Below are 15,291 nucleotides of genomic sequence, written 5' to 3'. Positions count from 1 at the left end.
ATATGCATCGCGTGTTATTCGGTTTCCAGATCGATGTCGATACCCAGCGAACGGATCTCTTTGATCAGTACGTTGAAGGATTCCGGCATACCCGGCTCCATGCGGTGATCGCCGTCCACGATGTTCTTGTACATCTTGGTCCGACCGTTCACGTCGTCCGACTTGACTGTCAGCATTTCCTGCAGGGTGTAGGCGGCGCCGTACGCTTCCAGCGCCCAGACCTCCATCTCCCCGAAACGCTGACCACCGAACTGCGCCTTACCACCCAGCGGCTGCTGAGTAACCAGGCTGTAGGAACCAGTGGAGCGCGCATGCATCTTGTCGTCGACCAGGTGGTTCAGTTTCAGCATGTACATGTAGCCAACGGTGGTGGTGCGCTCGAACTTGTTACCGGTGCGCCCGTCGAACAGCTGCATCTGACCACTCTCTGGCAGGTCGGCCAGTTTCAGCATGGCCTTGATCTCGCTTTCCTTGGCGCCGTCGAACACGGGAGTTGCCATCGGTACGCCGTTGCGCAGGTTGTTCGCCAGATCAAGGATTTCCTGATCATTCAGATCATCCAGGTTCTCCTGACGGCCGCCGATCTCGTTGTAGATCTGACGCAGGAACTTGCGCAGATCAGCAACCTTGCGCTGCTCTTCGAGCATCAGGTTGATCTTCTCGCCCAAGCCCTTGGCCGCCAGGCCCAGGTGGGTTTCGAGGATCTGACCGACGTTCATACGCGACGGTACGCCCAGCGGGTTGAGCACGATATCCACCGGTGTGCCATTGGCGTCATGCGGCATGTCTTCAACCGGCATGATTACCGAGACCACACCCTTGTTACCGTGACGGCCGGCCATCTTGTCACCCGGCTGGATGCGACGCTTGATCGCCAGGTACACCTTGACAATCTTCAGCACGCCCGGCGCCAGATCGTCGCCCTGCTGCAGTTTGCGCTTCTTGTCCTCAAACTTGTCGTCGAGCAGCTGACGGCGGTCGGAAATATAGGCCTGGGCCTTTTCCAACTGCTCGTTCAGCGCATCTTCGGCCATGCGCAGCTTGAACCACTGACCATGTTCCAGCCCATCGAGAATCTCGTCGGTGATCACGGTACCCTTCTTCAGACCGGCACCGCCTTCTGCAGCAGCACCAACCAGGGCCGAGCGCAGGCGCTCGAAGGTCGCGCCCTCGACGATGCGGAACTCTTCGTTGAGGTCCTTGCGGATCTCGTCGAGCTGCATCTTCTCGATGGCCAGCGCGCGGGAGTCACGCTCGACGCCGTCACGGATGAAGACCTGAACGTCGATGACAGTACCCTTGGTGCCGGTCGGCACGCGCAGGGAGGTGTCCTTAACGTCGCTGGCCTTTTCACCGAAGATGGCTCGCAGCAGTTTTTCTTCCGGGGTCAGCTGGGTTTCGCCCTTCGGCGTAACCTTGCCTACCAGAATATCGCCAGGGCCAACTTCGGCACCTACGTAGACGATGCCCGCCTCGTCCAGCTTGTTCAGCGCAGCCTCGCCCACGTTGGGAATATCCGCGGTGATTTCTTCTGGGCCGAGCTTGGTATCACGGGATACGCAGGTCAGTTCCTGAATGTGGATAGTGGTGAAACGATCTTCCTGAACCACACGCTCCGAGAGGAGGATGGAGTCTTCGAAGTTGTAGCCGTTCCAGGGCATAAACGCGACGCGCATGTTCTGCCCCAGAGCCAGTTCACCCATATCGGTGGACGGACCATCGGCCATGATGTCGCCACGCTGAACCACATCACCCTTGCTCACCAGCGGACGCTGGTTGATGCAGGTGTTCTGGTTGGAACGGGTGTACTTGGTCAGGTTGTAGATGTCGACACCGGCTTCGCCAGTTTCGACTTCGTCATCATGAACGCGCACAACGACACGGCTGGCATCAACCGAGTCGATAACCCCGCCACGACGGGCAACCACACAGACACCGGAGTCGCGCGCTACGTTGCGCTCCATCCCGGTCCCCACCAGCGGCTTGTCCGAACGCAGGGTCGGCACAGCCTGACGCTGCATGTTGGAACCCATCAGCGCGCGGTTGGCGTCGTCGTGTTCGAGGAACGGAATCAGCGAAGCAGCAACCGAAACAACCTGCTTGGGCGATACGTCCATCAGGGTGACGTCTTCCGGCGCCTTGACGGTGAACTCGTTCAGGTGGCGTACGGCAACCAGCTCGTCGACCAGTTTGCGGCCGTCCAGCTTGGCACTGGCCTGGGCAATTACGTGGTCGGCCTCTTCGATAGCGGAGAGGAATACGATCTCGTCGGTGACTTCGCCATCCTTGACCACGCGGTACGGGCTTTCCAGGAAGCCGTACTGGTTGGTGCGGGCGTAAGCGGCCAGCGAGTTGATCAGGCCGATGTTCGGACCTTCCGGCGTTTCGATCGGGCACACGCGGCCGTAATGGGTCGGGTGTACGTCACGGACTTCGAAGCCTGCACGCTCACGAGTCAGACCGCCCGGGCCGAGTGCAGAGACGCGCCGCTTGTGGGTGATCTCCGAAAGCGGGTTGTTCTGGTCCATAAACTGCGAGAGCTGACTGGAACCGAAGAACTCCTTCACCGCCGCCGCAACCGGTTTGGCGTTGATCAGGTCCTGCGGCATCAGGCCTTCGCTTTCGGCCATGGACAGGCGTTCCTTGACCGCACGCTCGACACGCACCAGACCTACACGGAACTGGTTCTCGGCCATTTCGCCGACGCAACGTACGCGGCGGTTACCCAGGTGATCGATGTCGTCAACGATGCCCTTGCCGTTACGGATATCGACCAGTGTCTTGAGCACGGCAACGATATCTTCACGAGTCAGAACGCCTGAACCTTCGATCTCGGTACGACCGATACGACGGTTGAACTTCATACGGCCGACAGCCGACAGGTCGTAGCGCTCGGAGGCGAAGAACAGGTTGTTGAACAGCGTCTCGGCTGCATCCTTGGTTGGCGGCTCGCCAGGACGCATCATGCGATAGATCTCGACCAGCGCTTCGAGCTGGTTGGTGGTCGAGTCGATCTTCAGGGTATCGGAGATGAACGGACCACAGTCGATGTCGTTGGTGTACAGGGTCTCGAAACGGACAACCTGAGCCTTGACGATAGCGGCCAGCACTTCGACGGTCAGTTCGGTGTTGCACTCAGCGATGATTTCACCAGTCGCAGGATGCACGATGGCCTTGGCCACGGTACGGCCCAGGACGTAGTCCATCGGCATCTCGAGTTCCTTGATGCCGGACTTGTCGAGCTGGTTGATATGACGGGCAGTGATACGACGACCCTGCTCGACGATAACCTTGCCGTTGCCATCGGTGATGTCGAAAGATGCAATCTCGCCGCGCAGACGCTGGGGTACCAGCTCAAGGGAAAGCGTTTCGCCTTTGACGTGGAAAACGTTGGTGTCGTAGAAGGCGTCGAGAATTTCTTCGGTGCTGTAGTTCAGCGCGCGCAGCAGCACGGAGGCCGGCAGCTTGCGGCGACGGTCGATACGGACGAATACCGCGTCCTTCGGATCGAACTCGAAGTCCAGCCAGGAGCCGCGGTAGGGGATGATCCGCGCCGAATACAGCAACTTGCCCGAGCTGTGAGTCTTGCCGCGGTCGTGGTCGAAGAACACGCCAGGCGAGCGGTGCAGCTGGGAGACGATCACGCGCTCGGTACCATTGATGATAAAGGTACCGTTTTCGGTCATCAGGGGGATTTCCCCCATGTAGACTTCCTGCTCCTTGATGTCCTTGATCGCTTTGCTCGACGATTCTTTGTCGAAAATGATCAGACGGACTTTCACACGCAGCGGGACCGCAAAGGTTACACCGCGCAGAACACATTCCTTGACATCGAATGCCGGCTCGCCCAGGCGATAGCCGACGTATTCCAGCGCTGCATTGCCGGAATAACTGATAATCGGGAAAACGGACTTGAAGGCTGCGTGCAAGCCAATGTCGCGGAACTGATCCTTTGTCGCTCCCGCCTGCAGGAATTCGCGATACGAATCCAGCTGGATGGCCAAAAGATACGGCACGTCCATCACGTGCGGTAACTTGCTAAAGTCCTTGCGGATTCGTTTTTTCTCAGTGTATGAGTAAGCCATCAGCGTTCCCCAGCTTGGTCACCTGCTTGTTTGGCCCCTTCCGACGGAAGCAGCCAGAAAATCGTGCGAATCCTCGATTCGCGCCACTCTTCGAGTGGGTCTTTCCGATAGCCAATCGATTGTCATCAACTGGCTATAACGGAAAAAGGCCGGTGGCAAAAGCCACCAGCCATCAGCCTTGTGCGAGTCGCTCCGGCTGTAGACGCAAGGTCGTCGCTTACTTGAGCTCGACCTTGGCGCCTGCTTCTTCCAGTGCCTTCTTGGCAGCTTCGGCTTCTTCCTTGGAGACGCCTTCCTTGACTACGCCAGGAGCGCTGTCAACAACAGCCTTGGCTTCTTTCAGGCCCAGGCCGGTCAGTTCGCGAACAGCCTTGATCACGTTCACTTTCTTGTCGCCAGCTTCGGCCAGGACGATGGTGAATTCAGTCTGCTCTTCAGCAGCGGCAGCAGCCGGGCCAGCAGCGGCAACGGTGGCAGCAGCAGCAGTAACGCCGAACTTCTCTTCCATTGCCTTGATCAGTTCAACAACCTGCATCACGGACATTTCGGAAACGGCGTTGATGATGTCTTCGTTGGTCAGAGCCATGACTCTAGTTCCTGTATTTAAGTGACGGCCTGCGGCCATCTAATTCATAAGAAGTTTGAAAGCAGCGCGTTTGCCTTAGGCAGCAGCGGCTTCTTTCTGGTCGCGAACAGCCGCCAGAGTACGAGCCAGCTTGCTGGTAGCGCCCTGAATCACGCTCATCAGCTGCGAAATAGCTTCGTCATAGGTCGGCAGAGTCGCCAGTACGTCGATCTGGTTGGCTGCAATGAACTGACCCTCGAACGCAGCGGCCTTGATCTCGAACTTGTCCTGACCCTTGGCGAACTCCTTGAAGATACGAGCGGCAGCGCCCGGATGCTCGGTGGAGAAAGCGATGAGGGTCGGGCCTTTGAACACGTCGTTGAGCACGTCAAACTGAGTGCCTTCAACGGCGCGCTTGAGCAGGGTGTTACGTACAACACGCACGTACACACCCGCTTCGCGGGCCTCTTTACGGAGTCCGGTCATGGCTCCTACGGTCACGCCACGGGCATCAGCCACGACAGCGGACAGGGCAGCATTGGCAGCCTCGTTGACTTCAGCGACGATGGCCTTCTTGTCTTCGAGTTTGATTGCCACGGGTTTACTCCTGGATGTTACCGGTTCATCCGGTCGAAACCGGACGGGTTTTGGTGTCTGATTCGGTACGAATCGGGAGCACCTCTGCGTAGGCTTGAAGAAGCGAACTTCAACGGTTTAAGACTTGCGTCGCCTACGGTCTTGGATAGCCCCCGCCAGGCAGGGACCCCAATAAGTACCGCTCCGACTTGCGGAGCGGATTTTTGACTTACGCGTCGAGCGAAGCCTGATCGATGACCAGTCCCGGACCCATGGTGGTGCTCAGGGTCACACGCTTGACGTAAATACCTTTGGAAGTGGAAGGCTTCAGACGCTTGAGGTCGGAAAGCAGCGCCTCAACGTTCTGCTTGAGCTGACCGGCTTCAAAACCAACCTTGCCGACGGAGCTGTGGATGATGCCGTTCTTGTCAGTACGGAAACGCACCTGACCAGCCTTGGCATTCTTCACTGCAGTCGCAACGTCCGGAGTCACGGTGCCAACCTTAGGGTTCGGCATCAGACCACGCGGACCGAGGATCTGGCCCAGCTGACCAACAACGCGCATCGCATCGGGGGAAGCGATAACCACGTCATAGTTCAGGTCGCCGCCTTTCATTTCGGCAGCCAGATCGTCCATACCAACGCGATCAGCGCCGGCAGCCAGAGCTGCTTCAGCAGCCGGGCCCTGGGTAAATACTGCTACGCGCACAGTCTTGCCAGTGCCGTTCGGCAGAACGGTTGCACCACGAACGACCTGGTCGGATTTACGCGGATCAACGCCCAGGTTGATGGCGATATCGAAGGACTCGGTGAACTTGACAGCCGACAGTTCGGAAAGCAGGTTTGCTGCCTCTTCAAAGCTGTACTGCTTGCCCGCTTCGACCTTCTGGGCAATCGTCTTCTGACGCTTGGTCAACTTAGCCATTATACGCCCTCCACGTTCAGGCCCATGCTGCGAGCAGAGCCCGCGATGGTGCGTACGGCAGCTTCCATTTCGGCAGCGGTAAGATCAGCCTGCTTGGTCTTGGCGATCTCTTCCAACTGGGCACGAGTAACGGTGCCGACCTTCTGAGTGTTGGGGCGAGCCGAACCACTGGCAACGCCAGCGGCCTTCTTCAGCAGCACAGCTGCCGGAGTGCTCTTGGTTTCGAACGTGAAACTACGGTCACTGTATACAGTGATGATCACGGGAGTCGGCAGACCAGGCTCCTGGCCTTGGGTACGGGCGTTGAACGCCTTGCAGAACTCCATGATGTTCACGCCATGCTGACCCAGGGCAGGGCCGACGGGCGGCGATGGGTTGGCCTGACCGGCCTTTACCTGAAGCTTGATATAAGCTTGAATCTTCTTAGCCATAGCTACTCCGTTATGGGTCCAAACGCCTTTCGGCTCCCCTTATTACTTGTTTATCCCAGTGACGACAAAACCCCGCAGCCGTTAGCTGCGGGGTAAGGGATGCATGCCTCAGTCAGACCTTTTCGACCTGACTGAACTCCAGCTCTACCGGCGTAGAGCGTCCAAAAATCAAAACAGCCACTTGAACGCGACTCTTCTCGTAGTTGACCTCTTCGACCACACCATTGAAGTCGGCGAATGGACCGTCAGCTACGCGAACAACTTCACCCGGCTCAAACAGGGTCTTAGGCTTAGGCTTATCGCTGCCATCAGCAACACGGCGCAGAATGGCCTCAGCTTCCTTGTCGGTAATCGGCGCGGGCTTATCGGCAGTACCACCAATGAATCCCATAACCCGCGGGGTATCCTTGACCAGGTGCCAGGCACCCTCGGCCATATCCATCTGAACCAGAACGTAGCCCGGGAAGAACTTGCGCTCACTCTTGCGCTTCTGCCCGTTACGCATCTCCACGACTTCTTCCGTGGGGACCAGGATTTCGCCGAAATGATCTTCCATACCGGCAAGCTTGATGCGCTCGATCAGGGAGCGCATGACATGCTTCTCGTAACCCGAGTAAGCATGAACCACATACCAACGCTTAGCCACGGGACACCCTTAACCTACAATCATGGAAACCAGCCAACCGAGCAGGGAATCCAATCCCCACAACAGCAGCGCCATCACCAGCACGACCGCCAACACAATCAACGTAGTCTGCGTGGTTTCCTGACGGGTCGGCCAAACGACTTTACGAATCTCGACGCGAGCTTCCTTCAGCAAAACGAAGAAAGAGCGACCTTTAGTTGTCTGCAGCGCAACAAAAGCCGCTACGACCGCAACAACAAGCAGGGCAATCACTCGATACAGAATCGGCTCGGCGGCGTAGTACTGATTACCAACGACAGCCACAGCCACCAAAGCAGCAACAACAAGCCACTTCATCAAATCGAAGCGCGTGTCTTTAGCTTCTGCTTTGACATTCATCTGATAGAACCCTGTAAAAAAACTGCCAAATTCGATATTGAAATTGGCAGGCCAGGAGGGAATCGAACCCCCAACCTACGGTTTTGGAGACCGTCGCTCTGCCAATTGAGCTACTGGCCTAAGAAGAGTCAGGCCGACTATTATGCCGGCCTGAATAAAACAGATCAACGATTATTCGATGATCTTGGCAACCACGCCGGCACCAACGGTACGGCCGCCTTCGCGAATTGCGAAACGCAGACCTTCTTCCATGGCGATCGGAGCGATCAGGGTGACAGTCATCTTGATGTTGTCGCCCGGCATGACCATCTCAACGCCTTCCGGCAGTTCGCAGTTACCGGTCACGTCAGTGGTACGGAAGTAGAACTGCGGACGGTAGCCCTTGAAGAACGGAGTATGACGGCCGCCTTCTTCCTTGCTCAGAACGTAGACTTCGCCTTCGAACTTGGTGTGCGGCTTGATGGTGCCCGGCTTGGCCAGAACCTGGCCACGCTCGACGTCATCACGCTTGGTGCCGCGCAGCAGCACGCCCACGTTCTCACCGGCACGACCTTCGTCCAGCAGCTTGCGGAACATTTCAACGCCGGTGCAGGTGGTCTTGGTGGTATCGCGGATGCCCACGATCTCGATTTCTTCCTGCACGCGAACGATGCCGCGCTCGACACGACCGGTTACCACGGTACCGCGACCGGAGATCGAGAACACGTCTTCGATCGGCATCAGGAACGGCTTGTCGATTGCGCGCTCAGGCTCTGGAATGTAGCTGTCCAGGGTCTCGACCAGGGTCTTAACGGCAGTAGTACCCAGACCGTTATCGTCTTCACCATTGAGCGCCATCAGCGCGGAACCGATGATGATCGGGGTGTCGTCGCCCGGGAAGTCGTAGGTCGACAGCAGGTCGCGAACTTCCATCTCGACCAGTTCCAGCAGCTCGGCGTCGTCAACCATGTCGGCCTTGTTCAGGAACACGACGATGTAGGGAACACCAACCTGACGGGACAGCAGGATGTGCTCGCGAGTCTGCGGCATGGGGCCATCAGCAGCGGAGCAGACCAGGATCGCGCCGTCCATCTGGGCAGCACCGGTGATCATGTTCTTCACATAGTCAGCGTGACCCGGGCAGTCAACGTGGGCGTAGTGACGGATCGGGGAATCATATTCAACGTGGGAGGTGTTGATGGTGATACCACGAGCCTTCTCTTCCGGCGCGTTGTCGATCTGGTCGTAACCCTTGGAAGTACCGCCGCTACCGAAGACTTCGGCGCAGACACGGGTCAGGGCTGCAGTCAGCGTGGTCTTGCCATGGTCGACGTGACCAATGGTGCCGACGTTGACGTGCGGTTTGTTACGTTCGAACTTTTCTTTAGCCATCGAGACCGTCTCCCATCGTTGAATTGAGCTAGTCACGCCACCATTAAAACAAAGGCAGATATATACATATCTGCCTTTGGGTTTTGGAGCTCATGAGCGGATTTGAACCGCTGACCTCACCCTTACCAAGGGTGTGCTCTACCAACTGAGCTACATGAGCGAAACACTTGAAGCTTGTTGCACAGACCTGAAACTTGGAGCGGGTAGCGGGAATCGAACCCGCATCATCAGCTTGGAAGGCTGAGGTTCTACCACTAAACTATACCCGCGCTAGCCAAGGGCCATGCTTAAATCTGGTGGAGGGAGAAGGATTCGAACCTTCGAAGTCGATGACGTCAGATTTACAGTCTGATCCCTTTGGCCACTCGGGAACCCCTCCAAAACGAGGCGGCATTCTCTATGCCTAGAACCTCACTGTCAAGCAATTTCTCATTTAAAAACTTGAGGTTAGCTTTGCTGACAGCTGCTTGCGAATAGCCACCAGGACTATACCGCGAAGCGGGCGCCATTCTATGCAAACTATTCCGAAGTTGCAACGCTTGCGCAGGGCATTTGCTGATGTTGCAAGCCAGGGAAGTCTCGAACCATAGCCTGCAGTAGCTGCTCATCCACATGGTGCCGACTGCGACTTTCAACCCGGACCCAGTATTTACGGTGAGCCCTCGGCAGCTCCCGAATTGAAGCCCTGTAATCAAGACTCTGCAGCCGGCTCACTACGCTTTCTGCCGAGTCCTTGCGCGAGAATATTCCCAGGGAAATACCGTTGGAGAGATCCCCAACCGTGATGATGTAGCTATCTATATTGCGCGACTGCAACTCCCGCAGCTGACGCAGCGATGCCTGCCGCGAAACCAGAGGCGGCAGATATACCCAGTAATCCACTCCGGCGGTCGAATCGATAGCCTGCAATGAGGAGTCGACATCAAGACTCAGCAGTCGCTGTCGCAAGGCAGCTGCTGATGACTCCTCATCAAAACCACCTAAAAACAGACAACCCTCATCCTCTGACGCCGCCGGTAGTTTATTACGTCTTTTCGGCTCGCCCGACTCACTCAGCAAGCGAATACTCGGATCGGACACATCACCAGCCAAAATCGGCAGCTCCTGCTGTTGCCAAGGAGCCTCTTGCTGATTGTGGATGTAATAAAAAAGATTGAGCAATACCAGGAGCAGAAAAAGCCAGCGCATCCGAACCTCATAATGGACAGGCTATTGCTAGCCCCTTGAACACCAGATCCGGCACCTTCTTCACCGGGCGCCGCTCAGCCAAAAGGGATACATCACCGCCAGTCACGAAAACCTCTGGCTGCCCCCCAAGATAATGAGCCGCACTGTCGATCTGACTTTCGATATAGCTATGCAGCATTTTCAGGCAACCGCGCTCAACCGCCTCACTCGTGCTACGCCCTGGAGCGACATCGCTCAACGCCGCCTTCGCCTCCTGCTCGTCGTACAGAATACGCTTGGTATGAGTGCGCAACTGCGCGGTCAGAAGCGACATCCCGGGAGCGATATAGCCGCCAAGGTGCTGCCCGCCCTCGTCGATCAGGTCGACCGTCACCGCCGTGCCCAGATCAATCACAACGCACGGACCGCGGCAAAGCTGATAAGCCCCTACGATCGCCAGCCAACGATCGAGCCCAAGACGCTGAAAATCCTTGTACCCGTTCGTCACACCTCCCAACTTCTCGGAAGCAGCGGCACACAGCACCTCGACACCCAGCGACCTGGCTATTGCCCCGACCAATAAGGCGGTCTCACTGTCACTTCTGACACTGACCAGGCGGCATTTGGAAATAGTGACAGGTAAAGAAAGCAACTCAACCAGCAGACCATCTGCCTCTGTCGCAATTCCCGATCCGAGGATGCTACCCTGCCCAATCGGATCAAGTACACGCCACTTGATGAAGCTATTACCGCAATCGAGCTCAAGAATCATCTTCTAGCCTCAAACTGAGCTCTCCGCCACTAAAGCGCTTTTCCTGTCCATTCACGCTTAGCCTCAGCGCCCCTTGATCATCGACACCCAGCACCAGACCCTTGGCATGCTGTGACCCGCTACTCAGGCAGCAGTACCGCCCACGCCAGATATTGCAGGCCTCCCACTCGGCCCGGAGCCCGGAAAACCCCTCTTCGGCATGCCGCTCCAGGTAATGATGCAGCGAATGACTCACAACCCTGACGAGCTCGTTTCGATCGACTAACGCCAGCGTCTCGTTACGCATTGACGTCCAGGCCTGCTCTATTCCGACGGCACTGGAGGTCATATTCACATTAACGCCGATACCGATGAGCACATGGCATAGATCAGCAGGGTCCCCGGATAGCTCCATCAGGATTCCGGCAATCTTCTTCCCATCGACATAGATATCATTGGGCCATTTGACCCCGGCCTGCTCCACACCCATCTGACGCAAGGCCCGCATTACCGCAAGCCCGACTACCAGACTCAAGCCAGACAAGCGCTGTGCGCCCCCTGAGATGGTAAGCGCCAGCGTGTAATAAAGATTCTGTGCAGGCGGGCTTACCCAGGCACGACCTCGTCGCCCTCTGCCGCTTGTCTGCGCCTCAGCCAGCACCACGAAAGGCGCCTGCACTCCCGCGTGCAACATTCGTAGCGCCTCGGCATTCGTCGAGTCCGTGCTATCTAGGACTTTCACAGCCCAGCCAAGCTGCTTGAGCGACTCAGCGCTACCGTTCTCATCAAGCAGCGAGATGGACTCAGCCAAGCGATATCCCCGCCCAGGCACCTTGTAGAGCTGAATACCCAAGGACGCCTCAAGCCGCTGCAGGTGCTTCCATACTGCACTGCGACTGATTCCGAGGGCTGCTCCGAGTTTCTGCCCCGAATGGAAATGGCCATCCTGCAGTATTTTGAGCAACCTGTTCATAAGCCCCCTTTCGACAAGGCGGGCATCATAACGACAGATATAAAAAGAACCCAGAGCTTCCTTTCTTTTTCCGCGCAAAGACAAACCCCCGACCTTCTTTCGATGATCGGGGGTTTGGTGTATGAGCTTGACGATGACCTACTCTCACATGGGGAAGCCCCACACTACCATCGGCGATGCGTCGTTTCACTTCTGAGTTCGGGATGGGATCAGGTGGTTCCAACGCTCTATGGTCGTCAAGCAATTCAGTTGTTAAAGAGCGTTTCGATCAGGCCTTTCGGCTCAACCGAGGCCGCGCATTCTACAGCAGCCTTGTGTCGCGTCAAGCTGTTTTTGAAGAAGTTTTTCTTTCTTCTCAACCGCTTATGCCTTCGATCAACTCAGCGTCTCTCGTCAGCGGGAGGCGAATTCTACAGCGTTCAAACCCGCTGTCAACCACCTCTTTCAACCGCTTTCGATCAACCTGACCGAAGCACCGACAGAGCCAAACCACCGCCCTGTCAGTCCGGCGCATTCTACGTGAATCCGCCGTCCGCGCAAGCCTTTAATTTAGCTAACTTCTTGATTTACAAGAGGTTTTGCCGAAGGCCTGCGCCGGAGAAGGTGCGCATTATAGGCACCTCAAATCTCGCGTCAACCGCTATTTTAAGATTTATTCGGCGAGCAGCGAAATACGGCCAAAAGCCTTCTTACCCGCCTGACATACATGGGTCGCGCCGAGCTTGAACATAAAGCTGCGGTCTACCACCTCTCCGTCAACCCGCACGCCGCCAGAGCCAAGCAGATCACGAGCCACTGCAGCATTCTTGACCAAGCCAGCGCGGTTCAACACAGAGGCTATAGGCATATCGTCGGGTGAAAGCAGCTTGATCTCAGGGATGTCTTCCGGCAGCTCGCCTTCTTTCATTCTATTACCGACTGAGCGATGTGCAGTTGCTGCAGCCTCTTCCCCGTGAAAGCGCGCGACGATTTCCTCAGCCAGCTTGATCTTGATATCACGCGGGTTGGCGCCATTCTGCACGTCCGCTTTGAACGACTCGATCTCACCCAGGCTCCGGAAGCTGAGCAATTCGAAGTAACGCCACATCAACTCATCGGGAATCGAAACCAGCTTGCTATACATAACACCGGGCGCTTCCTGGATGCCCACGTAATTGCCCAGCGACTTTGACATCTTCTTGACGCCGTCCAGCCCCTCAAGAAGCGGCATGGTCACAATGCACTGCGACTCCTGGCCGTAAGCGCGCTGCAACTCTCTGCCCATCAGCAGATTGAACTTCTGATCCGTACCGCCCAACTCAACGTCAGCCTTCAATGCAACCGAGTCATAGCCCTGCACAAGGGGATACAGAAACTCGTGAATGGCGATTGGCTGATTGGACGTATAGCGCTTGCTGAAATCCTCACGTTCGAGCATGCGCGCTACGGTGTACTGCGATGCCAAGCGAATGAAATCCGACGGCTTCAACTGATCCATCCAGGTGGAGTTGAAGACAACTTCTGTTTTCGCCGGATCGAGAATCTTGAACACCTGAGTCTTGTAGGTCTCAGCGTTTTCTAGAACCTGCTCACGTGTCAAAGGTGGACGAGTCGTGCTTTTGCCACTCGGGTCACCAATCATCCCGGTGAAATCACCTATAAGGAATAGGATGTGATGCCCCATATCCTGGAGCTGACGAAGCTTATTTATAAGTACCGTATGCCCCAGGTGGAGATCGGGCGCTGTCGGGTCAAAGCCGGCCTTGATTCGAAGCGGGAGCCCTCGCTCCAGTTTCGTGATCAGCTCAGCCTCTACAAGCACCTCATCAGCGCCCCGCTTGATCACCGACAACTGCTCTTGAACCGACTTCATTTGAGGCCCCGTACCGAGTATTAAAAAGGGCGTAAACCTTACAAGATCGACCAAAAATTACAACGCTAGAGCGCGTGTACTGTGGAAATCGACAGCATCACAAGGGTTGCCTAGACAGCACTTTGCTTATATTTTAGGCAGATATTTTTCCTGTACAAAAAATCGCCAGACATCCAATGACCCATTCCAAATCGAAAGCACCTTACTACCCGAAGAGCCATCTATTGGCTGCAAGCGGTGTAGCTGCGCTTCTGAGCCTGGCACTGCTGGTATTTCCTTCACGTGAAGTCGAGGCGAAGAAGACATTTCTCGACCTCAGACTGGATGCTGCCCACGAGCTGGCACCGCTAGAGACAGCAGAGCCCTCACCAGAGACCGATACTGCTCACAGTCCATTCGCAAGCACCTCAGTCACTGATCAGCAAGCCACCAACCAAGTTCCGTCCGAACCTCAGCCAGAAGCAAATCCCCTCTTCAAGGAAATCACAGTCGCCAACGGCGATACCCTCTCGACCGTCTTTGCCAAGGTCGGACTGCCCCAATCCACGGTTCATGAAGTACTGGCCAGCAGCAAGGAAGCCAAGCAGCTGAGCCGCCTGCGCATTGGCCAACGCCTGGAGTTCGAACTGGATGAGCAGGGCGGGCTTGCACGCCTCAGCAGCCCAATAAACAGACTGGAAAGTCTGCAGCTGGAAAAAACCGATAGCGGCTACAGCTTCAAGAAAGACAAGCTCAAGCCAGACGTCAAAACCGCCTACGCCTACGGCCAGATAGAAAGCAGCCTCTTTCTCGCGGCCAAGCGCGCTGGCCTTAGCCACAACCTGACAATGGATCTGGCCAACGTTTTCGGCTACGACATCGACTTCGCCATGGATATCCGCAAGGGCGACTCTTTCGAAGTCGTCTATGAAGAAAAGACCATCGATGGTGAACGCGTAGGCACCGGCAATATCCTTGCCGCCCGCTTTACCAACCGCGGCAAAAATTACACGGCCGTTCGCTACACCAACAAGCAGGGCAACACCAGCTACTACACCGCCGACGGGACCAGCATGCGCAAGGCTTTCATCCGCACCCCCGTCGATTTCGCCCGGATCAGTTCGCGCTTCTCCAACGGTCGCAAGCACCCCATCCTGAACAAGATCCGCGCTCACAAGGGCGTGGACTATGCCGCGCCACACGGCACCCCTATCAAAAGCGCCGGTGACGGCAAGGTGATTCTGGCAGGACGCAAGGGCGGTTACGGCAACACGGTAATCATCCAGCACGGCAACCGCTATCGCACCCTGTATGCCCATATGCAGGGCTTTGCCAAGGGCGTCAGGAATGGCTCCCAAGTCAAGCAGGGGCAGATCATCGGCTACATCGGGACGACCGGCCTCTCCACCGGCCCGCATCTGCATTACGAGTTCCAGGTCGACGGCGTTCACGTTGACCCGCTCGGTCTCAAGCTTCCCATGGCCGATCCGATTGCCCAGAACGAAAAGCAGCGATTCCTTCAGATCAGTCAGCCTCTGATGGCGAAGATGGATAAAGAGCGCGAAACCATGCTCGCCATGCAGACCGAATAA

General features: G+C 56.5%; 13 protein-coding genes, 4 tRNA genes and 1 rRNA gene. 1 reads left to right on the top strand and 17 read right to left on the bottom strand.

Features of this window, described 5'->3' with window-relative positions; translation table 11 throughout:
• Positions 1–14: 14 nt before the first annotated feature.
• The 17 genes from rpoB to tyrS all read right to left on the bottom strand — a co-directional run bounded on the left by rpoB (position 15) and on the right by tyrS (position 13,720).
• Positions 15–4,085 carry a DNA-directed RNA polymerase subunit beta gene (gene rpoB / locus BN1079_RS14585; protein ID WP_037025730.1) on the bottom strand — a complete coding sequence of 1,357 codons (4,071 nt, stop codon included), beginning with the start codon at positions 4,083–4,085 and terminating at the stop codon, positions 15–17.
• Between the two features lie 217 nt (positions 4,086–4,302).
• Complete coding sequence (gene rplL / locus BN1079_RS14580; RefSeq protein WP_037025727.1) at positions 4,303–4,671, bottom strand: 50S ribosomal protein L7/L12; 369 nt, start codon at positions 4,669–4,671, stop codon at positions 4,303–4,305.
• A gap of 75 nt (positions 4,672–4,746) precedes the next feature.
• Positions 4,747–5,247, bottom strand: a complete 501-nt coding sequence (rplJ, locus tag BN1079_RS14575; RefSeq protein WP_037025724.1) for a 50S ribosomal protein L10 — start codon at positions 5,245–5,247, stop codon at positions 4,747–4,749.
• A gap of 208 nt (positions 5,248–5,455) precedes the next feature.
• Positions 5,456–6,151, bottom strand: a complete 696-nt coding sequence (gene rplA / locus BN1079_RS14570) for a 50S ribosomal protein L1 (protein ID WP_037025716.1) — start codon at positions 6,149–6,151, stop codon at positions 5,456–5,458.
• Positions 6,151–6,582: a 50S ribosomal protein L11 gene (gene rplK, locus BN1079_RS14565; RefSeq protein ID WP_037025714.1), complete on the bottom strand. Its 432-nt coding sequence runs from the start codon at positions 6,580–6,582 to the stop codon at positions 6,151–6,153. The genes rplA and rplK overlap by 1 nt, the downstream gene beginning before the upstream one ends.
• 112 nt (positions 6,583–6,694) lie before the next feature.
• Entirely contained in the window at positions 6,695–7,228 is a 534-nt protein-coding gene (gene nusG / locus BN1079_RS14560; protein ID WP_037025712.1) for a transcription termination/antitermination protein NusG, read from the bottom strand.
• Positions 7,229–7,237: 9 nt separating this feature from the next.
• Positions 7,238–7,606 (bottom strand): preprotein translocase subunit SecE, encoded by a 369-nt coding sequence (gene secE / locus BN1079_RS14555; RefSeq protein ID WP_037025711.1) that lies wholly within the window; start codon positions 7,604–7,606, stop codon positions 7,238–7,240.
• Positions 7,607–7,650: 44 nt separating this feature from the next.
• Positions 7,651–7,726: transfer RNA gene (locus BN1079_RS14550), tRNA-Trp, on the bottom strand.
• Positions 7,727–7,777: 51 nt separating this feature from the next.
• Positions 7,778–8,977 (bottom strand): elongation factor Tu, encoded by a 1,200-nt coding sequence (gene tuf, locus BN1079_RS14545; RefSeq protein WP_037025708.1) that lies wholly within the window; start codon positions 8,975–8,977, stop codon positions 7,778–7,780.
• Between the two features lie 84 nt (positions 8,978–9,061).
• Positions 9,062–9,137: transfer RNA gene (locus BN1079_RS14540), tRNA-Thr, on the bottom strand.
• 35 nt (positions 9,138–9,172) lie between these two features.
• Positions 9,173–9,246, bottom strand: a tRNA-Gly gene (locus tag BN1079_RS14535).
• Positions 9,247–9,271: 25 nt separating this feature from the next.
• Positions 9,272–9,356, bottom strand: a tRNA-Tyr gene (locus BN1079_RS14530).
• 140 nt (positions 9,357–9,496) lie between these two features.
• A complete protein-coding gene (locus tag BN1079_RS14525; RefSeq protein ID WP_037025705.1) occupies positions 9,497–10,165 on the bottom strand; it encodes an SPOR domain-containing protein in 669 nt (222 codons plus the stop codon).
• A gap of 7 nt (positions 10,166–10,172) precedes the next feature.
• Entirely contained in the window at positions 10,173–10,916 is a 744-nt protein-coding gene (locus tag BN1079_RS14520) for a type III pantothenate kinase (RefSeq protein ID WP_037025701.1), read from the bottom strand.
• Entirely contained in the window at positions 10,906–11,868 is a 963-nt protein-coding gene (birA, locus tag BN1079_RS14515; RefSeq protein ID WP_037025698.1) for a bifunctional biotin--[acetyl-CoA-carboxylase] ligase/biotin operon repressor BirA, read from the bottom strand. The genes BN1079_RS14520 and birA overlap by 11 nt, the downstream gene beginning before the upstream one ends.
• A 125-nt stretch (positions 11,869–11,993) precedes the next feature.
• Positions 11,994–12,109, bottom strand: a 5S ribosomal RNA gene (gene rrf / locus BN1079_RS14510).
• A gap of 411 nt (positions 12,110–12,520) precedes the next feature.
• Entirely contained in the window at positions 12,521–13,720 is a 1,200-nt protein-coding gene (tyrS, locus tag BN1079_RS14505) for a tyrosine--tRNA ligase (protein WP_037025695.1), read from the bottom strand.
• Between the two features lie 176 nt (positions 13,721–13,896).
• On the opposite strand from tyrS, the gene BN1079_RS14500 reads away from it, so the two are divergent.
• The gene (locus BN1079_RS14500) at positions 13,897–15,291 is read left to right on the top strand and encodes a peptidoglycan DD-metalloendopeptidase family protein (RefSeq protein ID WP_081950837.1); all 1,395 of its coding nucleotides are present in this window, start codon (positions 13,897–13,899) and stop codon (positions 15,289–15,291) included.

The sequence above is a fragment of the Pseudomonas saudiphocaensis genome (genome assembly GCF_000756775.1).
Lineage (GTDB): Bacteria > Pseudomonadota > Gammaproteobacteria > Pseudomonadales > Pseudomonadaceae > Stutzerimonas > Stutzerimonas saudiphocaensis.
This window is presented reverse-complemented; position numbering and strand designations above follow the sequence as displayed.